General features: G+C 55.5%; 28 protein-coding genes. 15 read left to right on the top strand and 13 right to left on the bottom strand.

Features of this window, described 5'->3' with window-relative positions; all coding sequences use genetic code 11:
- Positions 1-64: 64 nt before the first annotated feature.
- The 3 genes from RR877_RS03935 to RR877_RS03925 are packed head-to-tail and all read right to left on the bottom strand — an operon-like array spanning position 65 to position 1,271.
- The gene (locus RR877_RS03935) at positions 65-505 is read right to left on the bottom strand and encodes a GNAT family N-acetyltransferase (protein ID WP_332550639.1); all 441 of its coding nucleotides are present in this window, start codon (positions 503-505) and stop codon (positions 65-67) included.
- Between the two features lie 4 nt (positions 506-509).
- Complete coding sequence (locus RR877_RS03930; RefSeq protein WP_332618799.1) at positions 510-917, bottom strand: arsenate reductase ArsC; 408 nt, start codon at positions 915-917, stop codon at positions 510-512.
- An 18-nt stretch (positions 918-935) separates the two neighbouring features.
- The gene (locus RR877_RS03925) at positions 936-1,271 is read right to left on the bottom strand and encodes a metalloregulator ArsR/SmtB family transcription factor (protein WP_280804526.1); all 336 of its coding nucleotides are present in this window, start codon (positions 1,269-1,271) and stop codon (positions 936-938) included.
- Positions 1,272-1,540: 269 nt separating this feature from the next.
- On the opposite strand from RR877_RS03925, the gene arsB reads away from it, so the two are divergent.
- Positions 1,541-2,596, top strand: a complete 1,056-nt coding sequence (gene arsB, locus RR877_RS03920) for an ACR3 family arsenite efflux transporter (RefSeq protein ID WP_280804527.1) — start codon at positions 1,541-1,543, stop codon at positions 2,594-2,596.
- A 10-nt stretch (positions 2,597-2,606) separates the two neighbouring features.
- Here the strand turns inward: arsB and RR877_RS03915 are convergent, their stop codons facing one another.
- Positions 2,607-3,962, bottom strand: a complete 1,356-nt coding sequence (locus RR877_RS03915; protein WP_332550664.1) for an FAD-dependent oxidoreductase — start codon at positions 3,960-3,962, stop codon at positions 2,607-2,609.
- 69 nt (positions 3,963-4,031) lie between these two features.
- On the opposite strand from RR877_RS03915, the gene purD reads away from it, so the two are divergent.
- From purD to RR877_RS03885, 6 genes are all read left to right on the top strand, one after another.
- Complete coding sequence (gene purD / locus RR877_RS03910; RefSeq protein ID WP_332550641.1) at positions 4,032-5,300, top strand: phosphoribosylamine--glycine ligase; 1,269 nt, start codon at positions 4,032-4,034, stop codon at positions 5,298-5,300.
- Positions 5,300-6,187 carry a phosphoribosylaminoimidazolesuccinocarboxamide synthase gene (locus RR877_RS03905; protein WP_332550642.1) on the top strand — a complete coding sequence of 296 codons (888 nt, stop codon included), beginning with the start codon at positions 5,300-5,302 and terminating at the stop codon, positions 6,185-6,187. Before purD ends, RR877_RS03905 begins: the two co-directional genes overlap by 1 nt.
- A 61-nt stretch (positions 6,188-6,248) precedes the next feature.
- Positions 6,249-6,905, top strand: a complete 657-nt coding sequence (locus RR877_RS03900) for a hypothetical protein (RefSeq protein WP_332550643.1) — start codon at positions 6,249-6,251, stop codon at positions 6,903-6,905.
- Positions 6,906-6,956: 51 nt separating this feature from the next.
- Positions 6,957-7,415: a hypothetical protein gene (locus tag RR877_RS03895; RefSeq protein WP_332550644.1), complete on the top strand. Its 459-nt coding sequence runs from the start codon at positions 6,957-6,959 to the stop codon at positions 7,413-7,415.
- 81 nt (positions 7,416-7,496) lie between these two features.
- Positions 7,497-8,093, top strand: coding sequence for a DUF305 domain-containing protein (locus RR877_RS03890; protein ID WP_332550645.1), 597 nt, complete (start codon positions 7,497-7,499; stop codon positions 8,091-8,093).
- Positions 8,093-8,305 carry a heavy-metal-associated domain-containing protein gene (locus RR877_RS03885; protein WP_332550646.1) on the top strand — a complete coding sequence of 71 codons (213 nt, stop codon included), beginning with the start codon at positions 8,093-8,095 and terminating at the stop codon, positions 8,303-8,305. Before RR877_RS03890 ends, RR877_RS03885 begins: the two co-directional genes overlap by 1 nt.
- On the opposite strand, the gene RR877_RS03880 is transcribed toward RR877_RS03885, so the two are convergent.
- A complete protein-coding gene (locus tag RR877_RS03880) occupies positions 8,302-9,939 on the bottom strand; it encodes an alpha-glucosidase (RefSeq protein WP_332550647.1) in 1,638 nt (545 codons plus the stop codon). The genes RR877_RS03885 and RR877_RS03880 overlap by 4 nt on opposite strands.
- 131 nt (positions 9,940-10,070) lie before the next feature.
- Between RR877_RS03880 and kynA the strand changes: the two genes are divergently transcribed.
- Genes kynA through RR877_RS03840 form a run of 8 tightly spaced genes read left to right on the top strand, consistent with a single transcriptional unit; the run spans position 10,071 to position 17,217 of the window.
- Positions 10,071-10,919, top strand: a complete 849-nt coding sequence (gene kynA, locus RR877_RS03875; RefSeq protein ID WP_332550648.1) for a tryptophan 2,3-dioxygenase — start codon at positions 10,071-10,073, stop codon at positions 10,917-10,919.
- Positions 10,920-10,928: 9 nt separating this feature from the next.
- A complete protein-coding gene (locus RR877_RS03870) occupies positions 10,929-11,900 on the top strand; it encodes a hydrolase (protein WP_332550649.1) in 972 nt (323 codons plus the stop codon).
- Entirely contained in the window at positions 11,897-13,147 is a 1,251-nt protein-coding gene (locus tag RR877_RS03865) for an aminotransferase class V-fold PLP-dependent enzyme (protein ID WP_332550650.1), read from the top strand. The genes RR877_RS03870 and RR877_RS03865 overlap by 4 nt, the downstream gene beginning before the upstream one ends.
- A 43-nt stretch (positions 13,148-13,190) precedes the next feature.
- Positions 13,191-13,439, top strand: coding sequence for a phosphoribosylformylglycinamidine synthase subunit PurS (purS, locus tag RR877_RS03860; RefSeq protein WP_110234659.1), 249 nt, complete (start codon positions 13,191-13,193; stop codon positions 13,437-13,439).
- On the top strand, positions 13,439-14,140 hold the full coding sequence (gene purQ / locus RR877_RS03855; protein ID WP_110234660.1) for a phosphoribosylformylglycinamidine synthase subunit PurQ: 702 nt from the start codon (positions 13,439-13,441) through the stop codon (positions 14,138-14,140). Before purS ends, purQ begins: the two co-directional genes overlap by 1 nt.
- A gap of 5 nt (positions 14,141-14,145) precedes the next feature.
- Positions 14,146-14,628: a DUF3817 domain-containing protein gene (locus tag RR877_RS03850; protein ID WP_332550651.1), complete on the top strand. Its 483-nt coding sequence runs from the start codon at positions 14,146-14,148 to the stop codon at positions 14,626-14,628.
- Positions 14,629-14,679: 51 nt separating this feature from the next.
- Positions 14,680-16,971 (top strand): phosphoribosylformylglycinamidine synthase subunit PurL, encoded by a 2,292-nt coding sequence (purL, locus tag RR877_RS03845; protein ID WP_332550652.1) that lies wholly within the window; start codon positions 14,680-14,682, stop codon positions 16,969-16,971.
- 33 nt (positions 16,972-17,004) lie between these two features.
- A complete protein-coding gene (locus RR877_RS03840; protein WP_280804538.1) occupies positions 17,005-17,217 on the top strand; it encodes a hypothetical protein in 213 nt (70 codons plus the stop codon).
- Positions 17,218-17,302: 85 nt separating this feature from the next.
- Here the strand turns inward: RR877_RS03840 and RR877_RS03835 are convergent, their stop codons facing one another.
- From RR877_RS03835 to RR877_RS03800, 8 genes are all read right to left on the bottom strand, one after another.
- Positions 17,303-17,755: an HtaA domain-containing protein gene (locus RR877_RS03835; RefSeq protein WP_280795877.1), complete on the bottom strand. Its 453-nt coding sequence runs from the start codon at positions 17,753-17,755 to the stop codon at positions 17,303-17,305.
- Between the two features lie 3 nt (positions 17,756-17,758).
- Positions 17,759-18,061 carry a chorismate mutase gene (locus RR877_RS03830; protein ID WP_204163612.1) on the bottom strand — a complete coding sequence of 101 codons (303 nt, stop codon included), beginning with the start codon at positions 18,059-18,061 and terminating at the stop codon, positions 17,759-17,761.
- 24 nt (positions 18,062-18,085) lie between these two features.
- Complete coding sequence (locus tag RR877_RS03825; RefSeq protein ID WP_277494594.1) at positions 18,086-19,000, bottom strand: DMT family transporter; 915 nt, start codon at positions 18,998-19,000, stop codon at positions 18,086-18,088.
- A gap of 82 nt (positions 19,001-19,082) precedes the next feature.
- On the bottom strand, positions 19,083-20,369 hold the full coding sequence (locus RR877_RS03820; protein WP_110234666.1) for an adenylosuccinate synthase: 1,287 nt from the start codon (positions 20,367-20,369) through the stop codon (positions 19,083-19,085).
- Between the two features lie 94 nt (positions 20,370-20,463).
- Positions 20,464-21,090: a class I SAM-dependent methyltransferase gene (locus tag RR877_RS03815; RefSeq protein WP_332618800.1), complete on the bottom strand. Its 627-nt coding sequence runs from the start codon at positions 21,088-21,090 to the stop codon at positions 20,464-20,466.
- A 9-nt stretch (positions 21,091-21,099) separates the two neighbouring features.
- Positions 21,100-21,735 (bottom strand): RNA methyltransferase, encoded by a 636-nt coding sequence (locus RR877_RS03810; protein ID WP_332550654.1) that lies wholly within the window; start codon positions 21,733-21,735, stop codon positions 21,100-21,102.
- A gap of 2 nt (positions 21,736-21,737) precedes the next feature.
- Positions 21,738-22,292, bottom strand: coding sequence for an orotate phosphoribosyltransferase (gene pyrE / locus RR877_RS03805; RefSeq protein ID WP_332550655.1), 555 nt, complete (start codon positions 22,290-22,292; stop codon positions 21,738-21,740).
- Between the two features lie 36 nt (positions 22,293-22,328).
- Positions 22,329-23,249, bottom strand: coding sequence for a DMT family transporter (locus RR877_RS03800; protein ID WP_332550656.1), 921 nt, complete (start codon positions 23,247-23,249; stop codon positions 22,329-22,331).
- Between the last annotated feature and the right edge of the window lie 12 nt (positions 23,250-23,261).

Genomic DNA, 23,261 nt, shown 5'->3' with positions numbered 1-23,261 from the left:
AAGCAGACCCTGCTGAGCCCAAACATCTCGTCACCGTGCGTGGCCTGGGATACCGCTTCGACGCCTAGAGCTTCTTTTCGTAGATCACCGCTGGAACAACTCCTTGCGTACCACAGGAGCACGTTCCTGCTGAGACAAGCTCGTAACCCAATGAGGTTGCCAGAGCAATAGAGGCGTGATTGCCTTCCATAATGCTCAGCTGGATGCTCTTCACTTCGGGAGTCTGGATGAGTTCACCCTCAACAAGTCGGAGTGCTGCTGACGCAGCACCCTGCCTTCTTCCCCAGGGTGCAACCCAGTAACCGACGTCTGCGGCTGAGGTGAGTAAATCAACTGAATGCAGTGAGATTACTCCCACTGGTTCTGTGTCTTTGAGAATCACCCAGGCCTGGCATTCCTTTACTTGCTGTCCGCCATTAGCGGTCCACTTCTGTATTTCGGAATCCTGGCTTGCGCGCTCAATCCAGGATTGATCCTCTGGAACGAGCTCCCGAATAGTGAACATGGTGTTAGTTGGCGGGTGCGATTTCTGAAATCAGCTGCTCAATACGTTCACGAATGTTGTCACGAATGGGGCGAACTGCTTCGATGCCCTGCCCTGCGGGGTCGTCGAGCTGCCAATCTTCGTAACGCTTTCCGGGGTAGAACTTGCAGGCATCTCCACAGCCCATAGTGATGACCACATCACTGGCTTCAACAGCCTCATCGGTGAGCACCTTGGGGGAGTTGTGGGCAATGTCGATACCTTCTTCGAGCATGGCTTCGACAGCAACAGGGTTAATGGTGTCTTTAGGGGCAGAACCTGCCGAGAGAACCTGAACGCGATCTCCAGCTAGTGCCTGAAGATATCCCGCAGCCATCTGCGAACGTCCAGCGTTGTGAACACAGACAAAGAGAACAGTGGGCTTGGTGGTCATGTGTGTACTTTCGTGTGTTTAGTCGGTGCAGCAGGAGTTTGAAGAGTTGACGGGACCCAAGTTCAAGGCCATCAAAAGGTTGGTGCCCGCGGGTGTGAGCGAGAAGTACGCCCATTTACCTTTTTGACTGCGGTTGAGGAGTCCGGCATCAACGAGAAGCTTCATGTGGTGACTGACCGTGCTCTGCGCCAGGTTCGTATCAGGCGTGAGGTCGCAAATGCAGGCGCCATCCACGCACTGCGCTCCGGCGATCTTGAGCAGGAGATTAAGTCTCGTCTCGTCGCCGAGGGCTTTGAATAGCTGTGCGAGCTCTGCTGTGTTGGTCGCTGGTGCAACTGTTTCTGTGATGGCCATGCTCAAAAGTATATATTGACAAATATCGATATGAGAGTGTTATTGTATTAACGAATCGATAACTTTCGATTTATTATCCACCTCATCTTTACAGGCGAGAAAGGAACACCATGACCAAGCTCAACATGATCTCGGGCGGCGATGGCGGTTGCTGCGGCGACACTGGCTGCTGCTAATCCCCACCCCGTTTAGCCCCACCGGTTCTGGAAAGAACAGATGGGGCTTCACTCTTGCCCCGCATAGCAAACAGACTCAAGGAAAATGTAGAGATGACCTCGAACGTAGAAACTCAACTACTCGATCAGCGCCTGAGCACTACTGACCGCTATCTTCCCGTGTGGATTCTGTTGGCCATGGTTGCCGGTGTACTCATCTCTTTCGTCGCTCCTGGAGTGAGCACCTTCCTGCATGAGTTCTCGGTTGGGACCGTGAGTGTTCCTATTGCTATCTGCTTGCTCGTGATGATGTACCCAGTACTGGCCAAGGTCCGTTATGGGCAAGCCAGCCGGGTTGCCAAGGATCGTCGTCTCGTTATCCCCACCTTGATCATGAACTGGATTTTTGCTCCTGCCCTCATGTTCACGCTGGCGTGGATCTTCATGGCTGACCAACCTGAATTCCGCACCGGTCTCATTGTTGTCGGCATTGCTCCGTGTATTGCCATGGTCATGATTTGGATTGACCTTGCTGGAGGTGACCGTGAATCTGGCGCCTTCCTCGTGGCCATCAACGCGGTTATTCAAGTACTCGCTTTCGGCGGCCTGGGGTGGTTCTATCTTCAGGTTCTCCCTGGCTGGTTAGGTCTGCCCACCACCAGCGCAGAATTCTCTTTCGCTGCCATTACGGCCAGCGTGCTGTTCTTCTTGGGTGTCCCACTCGTTGCCGGATTCCTTTCTCGCGTGATCGGTGAGAAGCTCAAGGGTCGCTCCTGGTACGAAAACTCCTTCGTTCCTAAGGTGAGCCCCTTTGCTCTCTACGGTCTTCTCGCCACCATCGTCCTGCTCTTTGCATTGCAAGGACAACAGGTAGCCAACAATCCACTCTCGGTTGTCCTCATTGCCATTCCACTCGTGGTCTACTTCCTCATCACCTTCGTGACCGGATTCTTCCTTGGTAAAGCAGTGGGCTTGAATTACAAAAAGACCGTCACCCTCGCCTTTACCGCGTCAGGCAACAACTTTGAACTTGCTATCGCGGTCGCGATTGGCACCTTTGGTGCCACCAGCGGCGAAGCACTGGCTGGCATCGTGGGGCCACTCATCGAGGTTCCAGCACTACTCGCGCTGGTATATCTCGCTCGTTTCCTTCAGAAGAAGTTGTTCTAAAGAAACGGTGCTATTCCGGGCGTGATGCCTTGAGCATGGTCTCGCGGTCTACGACCTTGATGCGAGCTCGGCCTTCTGGTTCACCGAGCTTCTGCTCGTATTCGTCCAGAGCAGACCAGCCTTCAGCAGTGGTGTATTCGATGCCACGGCTTTCCATGAGGTCCACAATGGAGCCTTCTTCAGGCTCCTCCGGGGTCCACCAGGTTGCCTGGTCTTCAAGTACGTGCGCAATAGTCTCCATCGCGTCACTCTTGGTGTGGCCAATGAGGCCAACAGGTCCACGCTTAATCCAGCCCGTGGCATAGACACCGTTGATGTGTGTGCCTTCGGCGTCGATGACCTGACCTTCGTGGTTAGGAATAACGCCCTTGGCAGCGTCGAAAGGAACGTCCTTCAGCGGAGAGCTGTAGTAACCAATGGCGCGGTAGTAGGCCTGGATGTCGATCTCTCGAATCTCTCCCGTGCCCACAACACCACCGTTGCCATCTGGCTTCGTGCGCTCGTAACGGAATCCAGTGACGTTGCCGTCAGCGTCTCCGAGAACCTCAAGAGGATTGGCATAGAAGTGCAGGTGCAGACGACGAGAAGCTTTGCCGGTTTCGCGGGTCCGCCACTCGTTCATCACCTTGTTGAGAACGAAGACCTGCTTGTTGGAGTCAATGAGTGCCTGGCTTGCAGGGTCGATGTCGAAGTCTTCGTCATAGACGATCATGTCGACATCGCGCAGTTCACCCAGTTCACGAAGTTCCAGAGGAGAGAACTTAGCCTGCGCAGGACCGCGACGGCCGAAGACGTGAACGTCAGTCACAGGAGATGCCTTGAGGCCCTGGTAAACGTTGTCAGGAATCTCGGTCACGAGAAGATCATCAGCGTGCTTTGCCAGCATGCGGGCGGCATCCAGTGCCACGTTTCCGTTACCAATCACGGCAACCGACTTGGCGGTCAGTGGCCAGGTGCGAGGAACATCTGGGTGTCCGTCATACCAGCTGACAAAATCAGCGGCGCCATAGCTGCCATTCAGGTCGATGCCGGGAATGTTCATCGGAACATCCTTAGTGGCGCCGGTGGAGAAGATCACGGCGTTGTAGTGCTTCTTCAGGTCATCCATAGTGATGTCAACGCCGTATTCGACATTGCCAAACAAGCGAATGTCACCGCGGTCAAGCACCTCACGCAGTGCACCGATGATGCCCTTGATGCGGGGGTGGTCGGGAGCAACGCCGTAACGGACGAGGCCGTAGGGGGCGGGAAGAGATTCGAAGAGATCGATCGAGATATCGAAATCACGCTCTGCCTTCAGAGCAATATCTGCTGCATAAATGCCAGCAGGACCGGCGCCAACAATGGCCAGACGAAGCTTGTTCACGGGGTATAAATCCTCATACGTGTTAGTCAAGTGAATCCCCAGTTTAGCTGGGGGCAATAGGCTTAAGAGGTGAAAATCCTGGTTCTTGGCTCCGGCGCACGTGAGCACGCAATTGTTACCGCCCTGCTCGCTGAAAATGCAGACCACGAGATCACGGTTGCCCCCGGCAATGCAGGGATCGCTCACGATGTTCCTTGTGTCACCACAGACATCCTCGACCCCGAAGCAGTCGCCTTCCTCGCAGAGGGTCTCGACGTTGATCTAGTTGTAGTTGGCCCCGAAGCTCCCCTGGTTGCCGGTGTTGCTGACCCGCTGCGCGAAATGGGGATTCCTGTCTTTGGCCCCAACCAGGCAGCTGCTGCTCTCGAAGGATCCAAGACCTTTGCTAAGCGCATCATGGATGAAGCCGGTGTTCCCACTGGTCGCGCCATCAAAGTGTCGACTTTGCTGGATGCTGAGACCGCTCTCGATGACTACGGCGCTCCCTATGTCATCAAGGCCGACGGCCTTGCTGCCGGTAAGGGTGTGCTGGTCACCCACGACCGCGATGCCGCGGTTGCTCACGCCTCGCACTACTTGACTCAGGGTTCTGTGCTGATTGAGGAATTCCTCGACGGCCAGGAAGTGTCTTTGTTCATGTTTGCTGACGGTCACGATGTTCTTCCTCTGTCACCTGCTCAGGACTTCAAGCGCCTCAAGGATAATGACGAAGGCCTCAACACCGGGGGCATGGGCGCATACTCTCCTCTGCCCTGGCTAGCTGACCAATTCGGAAGCGAAGAAGCCTTTGTCACCGAAGTCATCGAGACCATTGCTCTTCCCACCGTGCGTCAGCTCGAAGCAGAAGGCACCCCCTTCCAGGGACTGCTCTACTGCGGTTTGATTCTCACGTCCAAGGGCATCCGGGTTATTGAATTCAATGCACGCTTTGGTGACCCTGAGACCCAGGTTGTTCTTCCACGCTTGAAGACTCCGTTGTCTGAGCTCATGTTGGCTTCTGCCGAAGGAACCCTGGCAGGACGACCTCGTCCCGAGTTCTCTGATGAAGCGGTTGTCACTGTCGTTCTCGCCAGCGAGAACTACCCCGAGACCCCAGTTACTGGTCGTGTTCTCATCGGTATTGATGACGCCAACAGCATCGAGGGTGTTCACGTCACCCACGCAGCAACCGCAGTTCAAGATGGTGACCTCATTGCAACCGGTGGTCGCGTGTTGAGCGTGGTGGGCCGCGGCGTGGACTTCGCCGAAGCACGTTCACGTGCTTACGAAGGCCTCGCCAAGATTCAGCTTGAGGGTGGTCAGTACCGCACCGACATCGCCAAGAAGGTCGTCAAGTAATGTCAGGTTTCACCGGGGGCGAGAAGCTCAACCTCGAGGGCTGGACCCACGCCTATTCGGGCAAGGTTCGTGACCTCTATGTCCCCACGGGCGAGACGCTGGAGTCGACTCCTCGAGTGCTGGTTGTGGCCAGTGACCGTGTGAGCGCATTCGATCATGTTCTTGAACCCGGCATTCCCGGCAAGGGAGAACTTCTGACGAAACTCAGCCTGTGGTGGTTCGACCAGCTCGGTGTCCCCAACCACCTGCGCGAGGGAGAGATCCCTGCCGAGGTTCAGGGCAAGGCGATGTTGGTTGCCAACTTGGACATGTTCCCAGTTGAGTGCGTGGTGCGCGGCTACCTCTCCGGCAGCGGCTGGCTGGAATACCAGGAGAGTCAAAGCGTGTGTGGCATTGCCCTTCCTGCGGGACTTCAGGATGGTGACAAGCTCCCCGAGCCCATCTACACCCCCGCATGGAAAGCACCCTTTGGTGAGCACGACGAGAACATTACTTTTGAGCGCACGGTCGAACTCGTCGGCCTCGAAGACGCCACTGCTCTGCGTGATCTTTCCCTTCAGATCTTCACCAAGGCCACTGAGCTGGCTGCCGCCAAGGGAATCATCCTTGCCGACACCAAGTTCGAGTTCGGTCGTGACCGCGAGACAGGTGTGATCACCCTTGCGGATGAAGTTCTGACCTCTGACTCTTCTCGCTACTGGGATGCCACTGCCTATGCAGCTGGCACCACCCCTGCCGAGAAGATGACCAGCTTTGATAAGCAGATTGTGCGCAACTGGCTCTCCGCGAACTGGGACAAGAACGGCACGCCACCCGTGCTTCCTGCAGACATTGTCGAGCGCACAGCAGACCGCTATCGCGAGCTGATTACTCGCATGCTGGGTTAGCCACGTAACAATTCTTGGGCGATGTTTCTCCCAGATACTCGTGAACACCTAGCCTGAGACTATGCGCCGATTCCTCAACACCGTCTTCGAAGTGCCCCGCACGGGTGCACCGTTGTGGAAGCGCGTGATCTTGGTTGAGCTGGGGCTTATCGTCTGCGGCTTTGCTTTTGCCATCATGCTTCAAGCAGCTATTGGCTTGGACCCTTGGGATGCCTTCCACCTTGGTCTCTCCAAGGCAACCGGAGTCTCCATTGGCATCGTGGTGGTCATTGTCGGCTTTGCCGTGATGCTTCTCTGGATCTTCCTTAAGCAGAAACTGGGAATCGGAACGATTCTCAACGCCATCACCATCGGTATCTCGATTGACCTCTTCATTACTCTCATCCCGAAGGCGCCTGATTTCTGGTGGGGTCTGGGCTATTTCATCGTGGCCATCTTGATCAACGGTCTCGGCATCTCGATGTATATCGGCGGCGGCTTAGGCCCTGGTCCTCGTGATGGCCTAATGACCGGACTTGTTCGTATTACCCAGCGCCCTCTCTGGCTTGTTCGAACAGCTATTGAAGTGGTTGTGCTGGGGCTTGGCTGGATCATGGGCGGAACCGTTGGTTTGGGAACCGTCATCTATGCCTTCAGCATTGGTCCCGTGGTCCACGTGATGCTGCCCTGGTTCAACCTAGACAAGGTGAAAGAGCCAGAAGACCTCGAAGGCCACTAGGCGGAAGCCTTTCCTAGCTGGTTCATAGGTTCGCCTGTCAGACTGAGAGCTATGAAACGTACGTCAGTACTTCCCGCGATCTTCGCGATGGTGACTGTGGCGTTTCTTTTTGCTTTAGCCCCCGTGTTTCACGCGGTGTGTGTTTCAGCCATGAGCCCCAATTCCACAGGACATATGAGTCATGTCATGGCGGACGGAACCGTTATGGAGATGTCCGCTGAAGTGCCTCCTGCTGTCATGAACATGTCCTCTTCTGGATCTGAAGTTGTAACTGCTGCAAACTCAAATCCAAATATGGCTTCTTCGAACTTCGTTGGCAGCATCATGATTACTGCTGGACTCACTCTGCTCACAATCTTTGGATTGCGATATTGCAAACAAGCTTTGGCACGTGGTTTTGTCATCACAGTTCATGAACCAATACCGATCAGACTTTCCAAACTCACTGTGGCTCGAGCAAGGCCACCGTCGATGGTCGATCTCACCTCACTCTGTATTTCCCGAACATAAGTCTTACGTCAAAGTGCGTAGGCGACGTCCGTCGCTGGTGCGCATAGAAGTTCACACACTTTTTGACGTAAAGGAAAAACAATGTTTAACAAGAAATACAAAATTGCTGGAATCACTGCCGTTGCACTTGCTGGAGCAGTATCCCTTGCAGGCTGCACCATCAACATTGGAGGACAAGACTCTAACGGAATGATGAATGGCAGCATGATGGGGAACAACAAAAGTTCCTCAGGATTCTCTGGAACCGACATCATGTTTGCTCAGATGATGATTCCTCACCACCAGCAAGCAGTGGACATGTCTACCCTTGCTGAGACACACACCACCAACCCTGAAATCTTGGCTCTTGCCAAGCAGATCAAGGATGCCCAAGCACCTGAGATCAAGCAGATGACGGACTGGATTGAATCTTCCGGTGCTGGCATGGACATGGGTCATGACATGGGAATGGGTGGCATGCTCTCCGAGGAACAGATGGCAGCACTGGAAAATGCCCAAGGCGCTGCGTTCGACAAGCTCTACCTCGAGGGCATGATTGGTCACCACGAGGGTGCCCTGCAGATGGCCAAGATGATCGAGAACTCTGACAATGCCGAAGCGAAACAACTCGCAGCCAATATTGTGACAAGCCAAAGTGCTGAGATCGACAAGATGAAGCAGATGTTGGCGGGCATGTAATGACCACCGCAACATTCACCGCAACAGGAATGACCTGTCAGCACTGCGTTGCGAGTGTCACCAAAGAAGTGGGTGAGCTCGCTCACGTCACCTCTGTTGCCGTTGACCTGCCCACAGGAAAAGTCACGGTGGAAAGCGATGCCCCCATCCCTGCGGATGAGGTCATCGCTGCCATTGATAAGGCTGGCTACCCAGCTGTCCTAACTCATTAGTTCAGCACGGTGACGAATGCGTGCCATGGTGCAAGTTCGTCATCTTTCACTCCCAGAACTGCATCGCCTGCGATGGGTTCTGGGAGTGTTGCTGTTTCATTGGAAAGGTTGGCCACGACAGTCAGAGTCTGACCATTGAGCTTTCGCTGATAGGCAAAAAGTTGCTCGTGTTCAATCCAGAGCATGTCGAAAGAACCATTGACCACCACATCCATGCCGTGACGCATAGCGATGAGCTTTTGGTAGTGGTGGAAGACCGAGTCGGCATCGGCAACTGCCGCTGCCGCGTTGATCTCGGGGTAGTTGGTGTTGACCGAGATCCAGGGTTCACCGCTGGTGAAGCCAGCGTTTACTGAGTCATCCCACTGCACGGGCGTGCGGGCATTATCGCGACCCTTGTAACCGACAGCCTTCAGGACATAGTCCTCAGAGATGCCCAACTCTGGGGCTTCTGCTGCCCAGTTGAGCGTCTCAAGGTCACGATATTGGCTCAGCTTCGTGAAGTGAGCACTCGTCATACCGATCTCTTCGCCCTGATACACATAGGGAGTTCCACGCATCAAGTGCAGCACAGTTCCAAACGCCTTGGCTGAGTTCACCCGGTGTTCGGCAGAGTCATTACCCCAGCGCGAGACAATGCGTGGCTGGTCGTGGTTGTTCCAATAGAGGGAGTTCCAGCCAACCTGCTCAAGACCCTTCTGCCACTTATTCAGGTTCTCCTTGAGTGCTTTCACGGTGAAGGGAACCAGGTCCCACTTTCCATACCCTTCAGGGTTGGTGTCGAGGTCCATGTGTTCGAAGGTGAACACCATGTTGAGCTCATGGCGTTCGGGAGCGGTGTAGAGCTGGGCAAGTTCAACCGTGCAGCCTGGCATCTCTCCGACGGTGATCAGTCCCTTATCGCGCAGAACCTCACGGTTCATTTCTTGCAGGAATTCGTGAATACGTGGACCGTTCATCCAGGGACCAAACAAGTCATCAGCTGCCGAGAAGTCCTGGTGCTTGGAGATGAGGTTGATCACATCCATGCGGAAGCCATCCACACCCTGCTCCAGCCACCAATTCATCATCGAATAGACAGCGGCACGAACCTCGGGGTTTTCCCAGTTCAGGTCTGGCTGCTTCTTGGAGAAGATGTGCAGGAAGTACTGCTGAGTGTTTTCGTTCCATTGCCAGACCGAACCAGAGAAAGCAGCCTGGTGGTCGGTGGGTTCGTGGCCGTCGACGGCGTCGCGCCAGATATACCAATCACGCTTGGGGTTATCCAGTGATGATGAGCTCTCCACAAACCAGGGGTGCTCGTCCGAGGTGTGGTTGACCACGAGGTCCATCACGAGCTTCATGCCACGGGCATGAGTCTCATTGATGAGGTGACGCATGTCGTCGAGCGTGCCAAAGAGAGGATCGATGTCCTGGTAGTCCGAGATGTCATAGCCATTGTCATCTTGAGGAGACTTATAGACGGGAGAAAGCCAGAGCACGTCCACGCCCAGGTCTGCCAGATAGTCCAGCTTGGAGGTAATGCCGGGGATGTCCCCGATGCCGTCGCCGTTCGAGTCAGCGAACGAGCGAGGGTAGATCTGGTACACGACGGCACCCTTCCACCAGTCGTCTTTACCTAGAGTGATGCTCATGTGTCTCCTTGTTGTCTCAACTAACAACTTTATTGGTGTGTGGGAGTTCAGAAACTTTTTTCTCACCAGCTCTGACGAAGAATCACCTCTTCTGGCTAGGGTGAATGAGTTCCCACAAGGAGGTCCCACCCATGGGCGTAGAAAACAACACCCGCGACATCGAAGAAACCGTCGTCACCGACTTCACTGACCGCATGAGTTATGGCGGTTATCTCGATCTCGACACTCTTCTCTCAGCACAGAAGCCCCTGAGCGATCACCACGATGAACTGCTCTTCATCATTCAGCACCAGACCACTGAGCTTTGGATGAAGCTGATGGTGCACGAACTCATCGGTGCTGCTAACTACCTCCGCAACGATGACCTCGGCCAAGCACTGAAGTGCATGGCACGCCTCAAGCACATTCAGAAGACCCTGACCGAACAGTGGGCTGTTTTGGCCACGCTCACCCCCAGTGAATACGCGCAGTTCCGCGAAAAGCTCGGAAACTCCAGTGGCTTCCAGTCGTTCCAATACCGCGCTATCGAGTTCATGCTCGGCAATAAGAACGAGAAGATGATCCGCGTCTTCGACTCTGACCCTGCAGCACAAGAGCTCCTGATCTCTGCTCTTAACTCCCCCAGCATCTATGACGAGTTCCTGCGTTACCTCGCGCGCAAGGGCTACGCAGTTCCCGCGTCCATCCTGGAACGCGATGTGACCAAAGCCTGGACTTTCACCGACGAACTCATGCCTGTCTTCATCGAGATCTATAACAACCACGATGAGCACTGGGAAGCCTACGAAACGTGTGAAGAACTCGTCGACTTGGAAGAGAACTTCCAGTTCTGGCGCTTCCGTCACCTGCGGACCGTGCAACGCATCATCGGAATGAAGATGGGCACCGGTGGATCTTCTGGTGCACCTTTCTTGCAGAAGGCACTCGAGCTCACCTTCTTCCCCGAGCTCTTTGCTGTGCGCACCGAGATTGGTAAGTAGCGCTTCTTTATGTGTGGGCCTCTCTTCCCTGAAGGCACCAACCCCTATGGGGTTGGTGGGCGTGCACAACTCACAACCGGGGAATGGGGAACTGTTCTTCCCCTCCTTGGAGATGCTCACGTTCACCTAGGACTATTCGATGGCAGTGAGTTGCGTTCCGGAGGCATTGGCCGAGTGCTGGATTTGGGGTGGTCAACACCAGAACTTCGAAACATTGTTGCTGAGCTCCCAGGCCTCGACATCGAATGGGCCGGAAACTTTTTAGCGGCAGAGGGTGGGTATCCCTCGGACCGTTCGTGGGCTCCTCCTGGAGCAACACTGTTTGTAGAGGATGTCTCTGAAGCTATATCCGCACAGGTTTCCTCTGAAGCTTCTGCCCTCAAGATCACATTGAACTCTGATGCGGGACCTGTGCACTCTGATGAGGTTCTTCACTCACTCATCACCGAAGCACTTAGAGCAGGGCTGCTTCCGATCGTTCATGCTGAGGGTGCCGGCCAAGCCGAACGAGCAATCACGGCTGGCCCAGCCGTGACACTTGCTCACACTCCTTTTACAGAGCTCCTTTCCGATGACCTCATTTCTTATGCCGCCAAGAACAATTACGGCTGGATGAGCACTCTGGACATCCATGGTTATGGAGAAGTAACAGAGGCCTTTTCCATCGCATCCACGAACTTGTCGAAGTTTATTGAGGCAGGCGGAACGGTTTTTTATGGCACCGACCTTGGCAACGGGCCTCTGCCCGTGGGTATCAATGTGCGGGAGCTGAGAGCACTGGGCAGGTGTGGATTAGGGCCTGAAGAACTCCTTGACTCCATGACGGAATGGTGGGACAAGCGTCGTCCAGTCCCTAATGGTGGTGTTGTGGAAGAACCCCGGAGTTTCATCTCTGAAATCTCAGACAACAGCTGTGAGGACTTTGCCTCTTGGCTTGCCACGGCACGTATCGTCGAACACAACACATTGGAGTTCCTATGACCACCAGCTTTGACACCCGTGCTGCCGAACTCGACGCAGCCGATCCTTTAGCTGCCCACCGCGCGAAGTTCTTTGGCACCGATGAGGCAACGCAGTCTTCAACACCAGGAATGCCACTGGCCTACTTCGATGGCAACTCTCTGGGCCGTCCCATGAGTGCCAGCTTTGACCGAATTGAAGCATTCCTGCGTCACGACTGGGGCACCCGCCTCATTCGCAGCTGGGATGAGCAATGGTTGGACCTACCACTCGAACTTGGAAACAAAATCGGTGCCGCTGCTCTGGGCGCTGCACCTGGTCAGACTTTCGTCGGTGACTCCACCAGTGTGCTGCTTTACAAGATGGCACGTGCTGCCATTGGCGCCCGTCCTGGTCACACCGAGATTGTGCTCGATACCGACAACTTCCCCACCGACCGTTACCTGCTCGAAGGTATTGCGGATGAGCTCAACATGACTTTGCGTTGGATTGAAGTTGATACTTCCTCAGGGGTGACTCCAGAACAGGTCGCTGCTGTGGTGAACTCCAACACCGCTTTGGTACTGCTCAGCCACGTTGCCTACCGCTCAGGATTTATGGCTGACGCTCCTGCGATTACGAAGATCACCCACGATGCAGGTGCACTGATTGTGTGGGACTTGAGCCACTCTGTTGGTTCTGTCGTGGTCGAGTTAGACAAGTGGAACGTCGACATTGCTGTGGGCTGCTCCTATAAATACCTGTGCGGTGGTCCTGGTGCTCCGGCATGGGCATATGTTCGCAAAGATCTGCAGACTCAGATTGAACAGCCCATTCAGGGCTGGTGGGGCACCAAGAACATGTTCCTCATGGAACCTGGTTATGACCCCGAGAACGACCTGCGTCGCTTCATCACCGGCACCACCCCAGTGGTGGGCATGCAGGCCATGATTGACCCTGTTGAGCTCATCGGTGAAGTCAGCATCGAAGCTGTTCGGGCCAAGTCATTGCTGCTAACCCAGTTCGTGATCGACTACACCGACGAGGTGCTGGCACCTCTGGGCGTGACCGTGGCTACGCCTCGCGATCCCGCCCAGCGCGGTGGTCACGTCACCTTGAACCACCCCCACATGCGTGAAGTGAACGCGCTGTTGTGGAAGGAAGACATCATTCCTGACTACCGTGACCCGCACGGTTTACGCATTGGTCTCTCTCCTCTGACAACTTCTTTCGAAGAAGTCTTCATTGGCATGGAAAGGGTCAAAGAGACACTGGTCTCCCTCGGGTAGGATTGAGGTATTCCCTGCTCGCGAAACCGCTGGAGTTACCCCCATGCCCACCATCGTCGTCGAGGTAATGCCCAAGGCTGAAATTCTTGACCCTCAGGGCAAGGCAGTCGCTGGCGCACTTACCCGCCTAGGTCACAACCAGTTCTCCGGTGTTCGCATCGGCAAGCGCTTCGAGCTCACCGTTGACGGTCCCGTCACCGCTGAGACTCTCGCAGCAGCCAAGACCATCGCAGAGGACATCCTCTCGAACTCGGTCATCGAAGATGTCGTCAGCATCTCCGAGGCCAAGTAATGCGCGTCGGAGTCATCACCTTCCCCGGCTCACTTGATGAGCGTGACGCTCAGCGTGCGGTGAAGCTCGCGGGTGGAACACCTGTTGCCCTGTGGCACGGTGCTCACGATCTCGAAGGCGTCGAAGCCATCATTCTTCCCGGTGGCTTCAGCTACGGTGACTATCTGCGTGCAGGTTCTATTGCCAGCCACGCCCCCATCATGGCTGAGGTCATTGACGCAGCTCACAAGGGTATGCCTGTCTTGGGTATTTGCAACGGTTTCCAAATGCTGGCAGAAGCCCGCCTGGTTCCCGGTGCTCACGGCCGTAATGACTGTGGCACCTTTGTTCGTCGCGACCAGAAGCTGATCGTGGAGAACAACAACACCGCGTGGACCAAGGACTTTGCTCAGGGTGAAGAGATCATCATTCCCCTCAAGAACGCTGATGGCCGTTTCGTCGCAGACGCAGACACCATCAAGCGCATTGAAGACAAAGGTCAGGTCACCTTCCGTTACGTCGGCATGAACCCCAACGGTTCCCTCGATGACATTGCGGGTGTTTCTAACGAAGCGGGCAACGTGGTTGGGCTCATGCCTCACCCCGAGCACGCAGTCGAGCCAGGCTTTGGTCCAGACACCGCAGTTGCTATGCGTTCAGGTCTTGATGGCCTCAAGTTCTTTACCTCAGTTATTCAGAGCACCATCCTTTCTAAGGCATAAGCAGCATGAGCACTTCTACGAAGTCAGGGTTCACCCCTCGCAAGCTTTACTTTGTGCTGGCTATCGCCGAGGCCTGCACCTGGACCTTGCTCATCACGGGCCTGATTCTTCGTGCCACCACAGGTATTGACCAGACCCTGTTCACCACCATCGGTGGTCTGCACGGTTTGGTGTTCATTAGCTATGGCGCAACCTCGATCTTGGTTGCATTCAACCAGCGTTGGGGTTTCTGGCTGGGTCTGCTCGCGGTGATCACCGCGATCCTCCCCTATGCCACTATTCCTTTTGAGCTGGTTCAGGCCAAGCGTGGAGCACTCGAAGGCCCCTGGCGCACCAAGGCAACTGATGATCCACGTGATGCAAAGGCATTGGACCGACTTTTCCGCTGGTTCCTTGCTCGCCCAGTGCTACTGATCCTTGTCATTGTGCTGGCGATTGTTGCCGTCTTCTCCACCCTGCTCATCCTTGGTCCTCCCGGAGGACGCTAAAGCTATGAGCTCACACACTTTCCTCATCACCCACAACGAAGGGACCGACGCGTGAGCACCCACGTCGCCGACACCGTAGACAACGCCATCGCAACCCCAGACAAGGTTCAGCCCTACGGCGCCCTGGGACTCAAGGATGACGAATACGCAGAGATTCGCAAGATCCTCGGTCGCCGCCCCACCTCAGGTGAACTGGCAATGTACTCCGTGATGTGGAGTGAGCACTGCTCATACAAGTCTTCAAAGATCTACCTTCGTCAATTCGGCCAAAAGGTCAGCGAGAAGATGAAGGAGAAGCTCATGGTTGGCATGGGCGAGAACGCCGGTGTTGTCGACGTCGGCGAGGGCTGGGCTGTCACCTTCAAGGTGGAGAGCCACAACCACCCCAGTTACATTGAGCCTTTTCAGGGCGCTGCCACCGGTGTGGGTGGAATCGTCCGTGACATCATCTCGATGGGTGCCCGCCCCGTTGCTGTGATGGACCAGCTGCGCTTTGGTGCCATTGACCACCCTGACACTCCTCGTGTTCTGCACGGTGTTGTTGGCGGTATTAGCTTCTACGGCAACTGCCTCGGCCTTCCCAACATTGGTGGCGAGACCTACTTCGACTCCTGCTACCAGGGCAACCCCTTGGTGAACGCACTCTCTGTCGGTGTTCTCCGCCACGAAGACCTTCACCTGGCTAACGCTTCGGGTGTGGGCAACAAGATTGTTCTCTTCGGTGCACGCACCGGTGGCGACGGCATCGGTGGTGCATCGATTCTTGCCTCTGACTCCTTCGACTCCACTGGTCCCACCAAGCGTCCTGCTGTGCAGGTGGGTGACCCCTTCGCTGAAAAGGTGCTCATTGAGTGCTGCCTCGAGCTCTACCGCGAAGGCCTGGTTGAAGGTATTCAGGACCTCGGTGCTGCAGGTATTTCCTGTGCAACGAGCGAGCTTGCTTCCAACGGTGACGGCGGCATGTTCGTTGAACTCGACCACGTACTCCTGCGCGACCCCACCCTCACCGCTGAGGAAATCCTCATGTCGGAGAGCCAGGAGCGCATGATGGCAGTGGTCAAGCCTGAGCTGTTGGATCAGTTCATGGCTGTCGTGAACAAGTGGGACGTAGAAACCAGTGTTCTCGGTGAAGTAACCGACACCGGTCGCCTCGTGATCCACCACGGTGGCGAAGAAATCGTGAACGTCGACCCTCGCACCGTCGCTATCGACGGCCCTGTCTACGAACGTCCCGTCGCTTACCCCACCTGGATTGATGCTCTGCAGGCTGACTCAGCTGACAAACTGGCTCGCCCCAGCTCGGGAGCAGACCTCAAGGATCAGTTCCTGAAGCTCGTTGCCAGCCCTAACTTGGCTGACAAGTCCCTCATCACCACCCAGTATGACTACTTCGTCATGGGTAATACTGCGCTGAGCTTCCCCGACGACGCCGGCATGATCCGCGTGGATGAAGAATCCGGTCTCGGCTTCGCTATCGCCACCGACGCGAACGGCCGTTACTGCCAGCTTGACCCCTACAACGGTGCTCGCCTTGCACTCGCAGAGGCTTACCGCAACGTAGCTGTTTCTGGTGCTGTTCCTGCAGCTGTCACTGACTGCCTCAACTTCGGCTCTCCTGAGAACCCCGAAGTGATGTGGCAGTTCAAGGAAGCTGTTGCTGGTCTCGCTGATGGTTGCTTGGAACTCGAGATCCCCGTCACCGGTGGAAACGTCTCCTTCTATAACCAGACCGGTGATGCACCTATTCACCCCACTCCTGTTGTGGGTGTGCTGGGTGTCATTGATGACGTTGCTCGTCGTATTCCTTCCTCCTGGCAGGACGAAGGCAACAACATCTACCTCCTCGGCTACACCCGCACCGAACTCGATGGTTCAGCCTGGGCTGACACCATCCACAACCACCTCGGTGGCGTTCCTCCCGTGGTTGACCTGGGTCAGGAAAAGGAACTCGCAGACCTGCTTCATGGTGCTGCAATCGAGAGCCTTATTCTTTCTGCTCACGACCTCAGCGATGGTGGCCTGGGACAGGCACTGGCTGAGTCCGTGATGCGCTTCGGCGTTGGCGCACGCGTCTGGCTCGATGAAATCATCGAGCGTGACGGTGTGGACGCCGCTACCGCGTTGTTCTCTGAATCAACTGGTCGTGTGATCGTCTCTGTTCCTCGCGAAGATGACGTTCGCTTCTTGGGCCTCTGCGAAGCACGCAACTACCCTGTCCTGCGTATCGGTGTGACTGACCAGGGTGGAGCAGATGCCAAGCTCGACGTTCAGGGCCTGTTCGAGGTTTCTGTTGACGAGATTCGTCAGCGTAGCAACGATACACTTCCTAAGTACTTCGGCTAACAAAGCTTCGGCAACCTAAGGTTCGGGGGAACCATGGATCAATTCATTGCAATTCTGATTGGTGCCCTTTGGGCTGCCATCATTGTCGGCCTCGTCGTGCGCTTCGTCCGCGCTAAGAAAGGCAAACGACTCAGAGCCGTTGCCGAACCCCTCGTTGCGGCTGCTGATTCTTACCAAGAGAACCTCATTGGCAAGACCGGGACTGCTGAGTTCAAAGCAACAACCGAGGGTGAGAAGCCGGCTTAAATAGCTTCGAGCAGGTCCCATCGCAGGGGCCCACCCGAAGAATTTGAGTTTCTCAGAAAAATAACCCTGTTCGCAAGGGTTATTTTCAGTTCAAGGTGAGTGGGCTGAGTTCCTGACCCACGGTGTATTGCTCGCCCATGACGCCGCGTCCCTCTGCCGTGAGTGCTGTGGTGAGCATGAGCGGGTGAGAACCCGGAACCACATTCACGTTCACAAAAGGAACGTGGGCCTCAGGAGAGAGAATTCCACCTTGTGCAATGGAGAGAACTCCATGGCCTGAGGTCAGCTCAATGCGTGGATCCTTGATGGTGATATTCATCATGCCCCAGTGGCCGGTGAAGTGGGCAGTTCCGAGGAACTGCAGAACACCAGTGTGGGTTTCTGGGTTGAAGTCTGAGGCAACCTCGTTGAGAACGAAGGTGAACCCTGACTCTGTTCGAGTTGCTGGTTCCAGTGCTTCAACAACACCGTCTTCTAAACGAGAGATGTAGGCAATGAGGCTGTCTTTGACGGACCAGTGCAGTTCTAAACCGCTCATTACTTAGCCTCGAGCTTGTTCGTGGTGGTGAATAACTTCTTCCACGACGAAGTGGAACCACTTCTCAGCGAAGGTGGGGTCAAGGTTTGCTTCTTCTGCAAGGGCACGCAGGCGTGCAACCTGGCGCGCTTCACGTGCTGGGTCGGAAGGGGGAAGATCGTTGGTGGCTTTGAGTTTGCCCACCTTCTGAGTGAACTTGAAACGCTCTGCGAGCATGTGAATGAGGGCTGCATCGATGTTGTCGATGCTCTCGCGAATTCCTGCGAGTTCTTCTGCAACCTCAGGGGTCATCTCGTTCTGCGCCATGCTTTCAGGTTAGCGCAGGAGTGTTTAGTTCTTAACTTGCCTACGCATAATCAAGACACCAGCAATAACGATGGCACCACCGGTGGGTTCATACCAGTGCAGGGTTTCCCCCAAGAAGACAACCCCCAGCATGACGCCGACGATGGGCATGACATAGGTCACCGAAGAAGCACGGGTGGGACCCCATGACTCAAGAACGTCGTTGAACCAGAGATAGGCCAGGCCTGTTCCACCGAATCCGATAATGGCGATGGCAATGATGGTGGTCCAGTCAATGGTGAGTGGACCAGTTGCTAGGAAGGGTGTCAACAGCAGGATAAACACTGTCGCTGCACCCACTTCAATGATCGAAATCGCCTTAGCCGAGACACCTCGGGGGAAGACATACTTCTTGAGATAGGTTCCCGAGAATCCATACATCACCGCTGCGCTGAGGGCAGCGATCTGGCCCCAGAAGCTTCCCCCCAGGTCGGTAATAGTCCAGGGGGCGATGACGACGACAAGACCAGCAAGACCGACAAGAACACCGGCTGCTTGATTGCGGTTGAAGTTCTCCACGCGCAACACATAGACCGCAATGATGGCCGTCATGATGGGAGTCAGACCGTTATAGATTGTTGCAACGGCGGAGGTGATGAACTGCTCAGCCCAGGGGAAGAAGATAAAAGGGATGCCAATACCGAAGACACCGGCCACAGCGATGTGGCCCCAGGTGACGAGGTCACGAGGTAGCTTTTCTCGACTTATCAACCAGAACACGAGCATGAAGATGCCACCCGCAACCACACGAGACCAAGCAACTTGACCCCACGACAGGGTAGTCATGGCGATCTTGATGAAGAAGAAGCTGGATCCCCATAACAAGGCAAGGAAGATGAACTTCAGCGCAATAAGGAGGGGTGAACCGCCCGCTTTGGCAGCTGCTGAAGTCGTAGTCATAACAAGCTTCAGCCTAGCCCTGAACGAACTCGTTCGGGCAAGAACAATGTGGTTCTGACCGAGCGGTCAGACGGGAACTTATTTAGCCAACGAGGTCGTGCTGCACAATGATGGCATCGCGAGCAGGACCCACACCAATGGCGGAGAAGCGTGCGCCACTCATAGCCTCTAGTGCAGTGACGTAGTCCTGAGCGTTCTTGGGAAGATCGCTGAAGGTGCGTGCACCAGTAATGTCTTCGGTCCAACCGGGGAAGTATTCCAGGATGGGCTTGGCGTGGTGGAAGTCACTCTGGTTCACCGGAACCTCATCGTGACGAACACCATCAACGTCATAGGCAACACAGACAGGAATCTGCTCGAGGCCAGTGAGAACGTCGAGCTTGGTAATCACGAAGTCAGTCACACCGTTGATACGTGCGGTGTAGCGAGCGATAGGTGCGTCATACCAACCACAGCGACGGGGACGTCCGGTGGTGGTGCCGAACTCAAAGCCCTTAGCGCGAAGGTATTCGCCGTCTTCATCAAAGAGCTCTGTGGGGAACGGACCTGCACCCACGCGGGTTGTGTAGGCCTTGATGACCGCGATCACGCGCTCAATCTTGTTAGGTCCAATACCCGAACCGGTCGAGGCGCCACCAGCGGTGGCGTTCGACGAGGTGACGAAGGGGTAGGTTCCGTGGTCAATGTCGAGCATGGTTGCCTGACCGCCTTCAAACAGCACAACCTTGTCAGCTTCGAGAGCCTGGTTCAGTTCGAGCGCAGTGTCAGCAACCATGGGCGCCAGGCGCTCACGGTAGGAGAGAAGTTCTTCAATGACAGCGTCAGCAGAGATCGCACGACGGTTATAGATCTTGGCCAACAAGTGGTTCTTAATCTCGAGGGCAGCTTCAACCTTCTGGCGCAAGATGCCTTCGTCAAAGATGTCCTGGATGCGGATACCCACGCGGTTGATCTTGTCTGCATAGGTGGGACCAATACCGCGACCAGTGGTGCCGATCTGGCGCTTACCCAAGAAGCGCTCAGTTACCTTGTCCAAGGTGCGGTGGTAGTCGGTGATGACGTGCGCGTTCGCGCTCACGCGCAGCTTCGACGTGTCAATGCCGCGAGAGTTCAGAGCATCAAGCTCAGCAAAGAGAACAGAGATGTCGATAACCACACCGTTAGAGATGACGGGGGTAACACCGGGGGTCAAAATACCCGAAGGGAGCAAGTGGAGGGCGTACTTCTCGTCGCCAATAACGACAGTGTGACCGGCGTTGTTACCGCCATTGAACTTCACAACGTAGTCGATACGTTCAGCAAGAAGGTCGGTAGCCTTACCCTTACCTTCGTCGCCCCACTGGGCACCAATCAGAACGATTGCTGGCATGACGATATCCCCTCGTCGTTAGTACGGCCTGTGCAACTGCGACCTGCCAGTAATTCATTCTACCGGCTAGAGAACGCCTATTTCTTGCGGTTACTTATGCCGCAGTTGTGGCCATAAGTACGACGTCGATAGCCTTGCGCTCTTCCCCACCCGAGACAAAGAATCGATCCCGCAGTGTCAGGGTGTGCACGATCAATCCAAGGGTGTCACACGCAGCTTGAAGCTCTTCTTGTGTGGGGTTGAGCTCGGGACTTGGTGGTCCACCAAAGCCGTGCTCTAGGTTTTCTCGTGCGTGCCACACACCAAACAGCGTGCCCCCTGAGCGCAGGCTCTGCGCTGCCGTGGCAATCGCGGCAGCGAGGTCTGCCGAAGGAATCTGAAGATAGGCCATGACTGCCAAGTCAACGGGCTTGGTCACGCAGGATTCAGGGTTTGTCGCGTCCACTGCGGTGCCGGTGCAGAAGTCGGTCAGACCCTCATGTTCAGCGCGCTTGAGAAACTTCTCCACGGCAACGGCAGAAAAGTCAGAGCTCTCCACATGCCAGCCACGGCTGGCAAACCAGAGAGCGTTGCGGCCTTCGCCGCCACCGAGGTCGAGCATCTTGCCCGCAGGAAGTTCAGAAAGATACTCCACGACGAACTCGTTGGGTTCTTGCGACCACACCAACTCTGCCTCGGCGTAGCGCTTGTCCCAGGCTTCAGGAGAGTTGCGTGTCGTCATGGTGATCTTCTAGAACTTCACGTGTTGCATGACCCACGAGTGCATGGTCACGGCAGCTGCCGCACTGGCGTTGATAGAACGAGTAGAACCAAACTGGGTGATCTCAATCACGGCTTCGGCGGCTTCGATAGCTTCAGGGGAAAGGCCCGGTCCTTCCTGACCAAACAAGAATAAGCAGCGCTCGGGGAGCGCATAGGTTTCGATCTTGACGCAGCCAGGAACATTATCGATGGCGAGGATAGGCATGTTCTCGGCCTTCGCCCACACGACCAAGTCAGCAACTGTGTCGTGGTGAACCACGTGCTGATAGCGGTCCGTGACCATCGCGCCGCGCTTGTTCCAGCGACGGCGTCCCACGATGTGGACTGTGTCTGCACCAAAGGCATTTGCTGAGCGCACGATTGAACCAATGTTCATATCGTGCTGCCAGTTCTCAATCGCGACATGGAAGGGGTGACGCTTCTCATCGAGGTCCGCGACGATCGCCTCCATGGTCCAGTAGCGATAGCGGTCAATAACGTTACGCGTATCGCCCTTTTCTAGGAGCTCTGGGTCAAACCAGGGGTCTTCCGGGAGTTCACCAATCCACGGACCAACACCGGAGGTGCTCAGTTCGTGGGTAGGTGACTCGGGAAGGTCAGTCACGACTACTGAGGTTCGAGGCCGAGGTCTTCCAGACCAATGGCATAGAAGTAGGGGTAACCAGCAGTCTCAATGCGCTGGCGAGCATCGGTTGCGCGGTCGACGACCACAGCAACACCAGCAATCTCGGCGCCGACCTTCTCGAGTGCCTCAATGGCCTTGAGTGGTGATCCACCAGTTGTAGAGGTGTCTTCAAGAACAACGACGCGCTTGCCCACGAGGTCGGGTCCTTCAACCTGACGACCACGGCCGTGGTCCTTAGGCTCCTTGCGCACAACAAAAGCGTCATAGGTCAGGCCCTGTGCAGCACCCTGGTGAAGAACAGCGGTCGCGATGGGGTCTGCTCCCATGGTGAGACCACCGACGGCGTCCACGTTGGGAATCTGTGCCAGCACGTCCAACATGACCTGTCCGATCAGGGGGGCAACGCGGTGATCCAGAGAAATCTTGCGCAAGTCCACGTAATACGTGGCCTTCTTGCCGCTGGTGAGCGTGAAGTCACCGTGGAAGACGGCCTCTTCTTTGATGAAGTTGATCAGCTGTTCGCGTGCAGAAGTCATGACTTCAGTTTATCTTCCCCAGCAGGGCCGATTTCTCTAGTGGGCGAGAGGCTCAAGAGGAACGATGTCCTCATCTTCAGGACCGGGGGTTCCCGCAATGTGTTCTTTCTTGCCACGAGTTGGCATTTCCACGATCACCATGGCGGCGACCATAAATGCGCCGCCGATGATGGTCTTCAGCGCCAGAACTTCTTGTCCCACACCAACCGACACCACTGCGGTGAAGACAACCTCGAGGGTCAAGATGATGGCAACGCGAGAAGGCTCCATCTGGGCTTGAGCCCAGGTCTGAACAAAGAACCCAATAACAGTGGCAAAGATCGCGGTGAACAGCACGGCCATCCACACGTCAACGGTGGGTGGACCTTGATAGCCGTCGGGCAGAGCGCCAATCCAGCAGACCACTGCGACAAAAAGCAGCTGAACAAAAGTCAGCGCATAGGAATCAAGTCCTGAACTAAAGCGACCCAAGCCCACGATGTGCAGTGCATAGAGAACGGCGCAGATGATTCCCCAGATCTGACCAACTTCGATTGAGACACCCGTGATGGAGATAAGCCCCAGACCGATGAGTGCCAACACGGCACCGATCGCCACCTTGATGCCCACCTTGCGGCGGAAGATCAACCAGCCCAGCACAGGGGTCAAGACCACATAGGTTCCAGTGAGGAATCCCGTGATAGCAGCGGTAGTCATCTCAAGTGCAATGGTCTGCGTGACATAGGCCAGGCCCAGCACAACTCCCAGTACAGCTCCCACGGCAAGCATCTTGCCTTTGAGGGCAAGGATCACCTTGGGTTTGATCACCAACATGATTGCGGCAGCAATCGTGAAGCGAATTGCGAGGAAGTCGAAGAAGGGTTGCTGCTCAATTGCCGGCTTCATCACCACAAAGGCAACGCCCCACATTGCGGCCACTGAAACCAGTGACCACAATGCGAGGCGGGATGTCTTCATCCCTCCAGCCTA

Source organism: Aurantimicrobium sp., assembly GCF_036667855.1.
GTDB lineage: Bacteria > Actinomycetota > Actinomycetes > Actinomycetales > Microbacteriaceae > Aurantimicrobium.
This window is presented reverse-complemented; position numbering and strand designations above follow the sequence as displayed.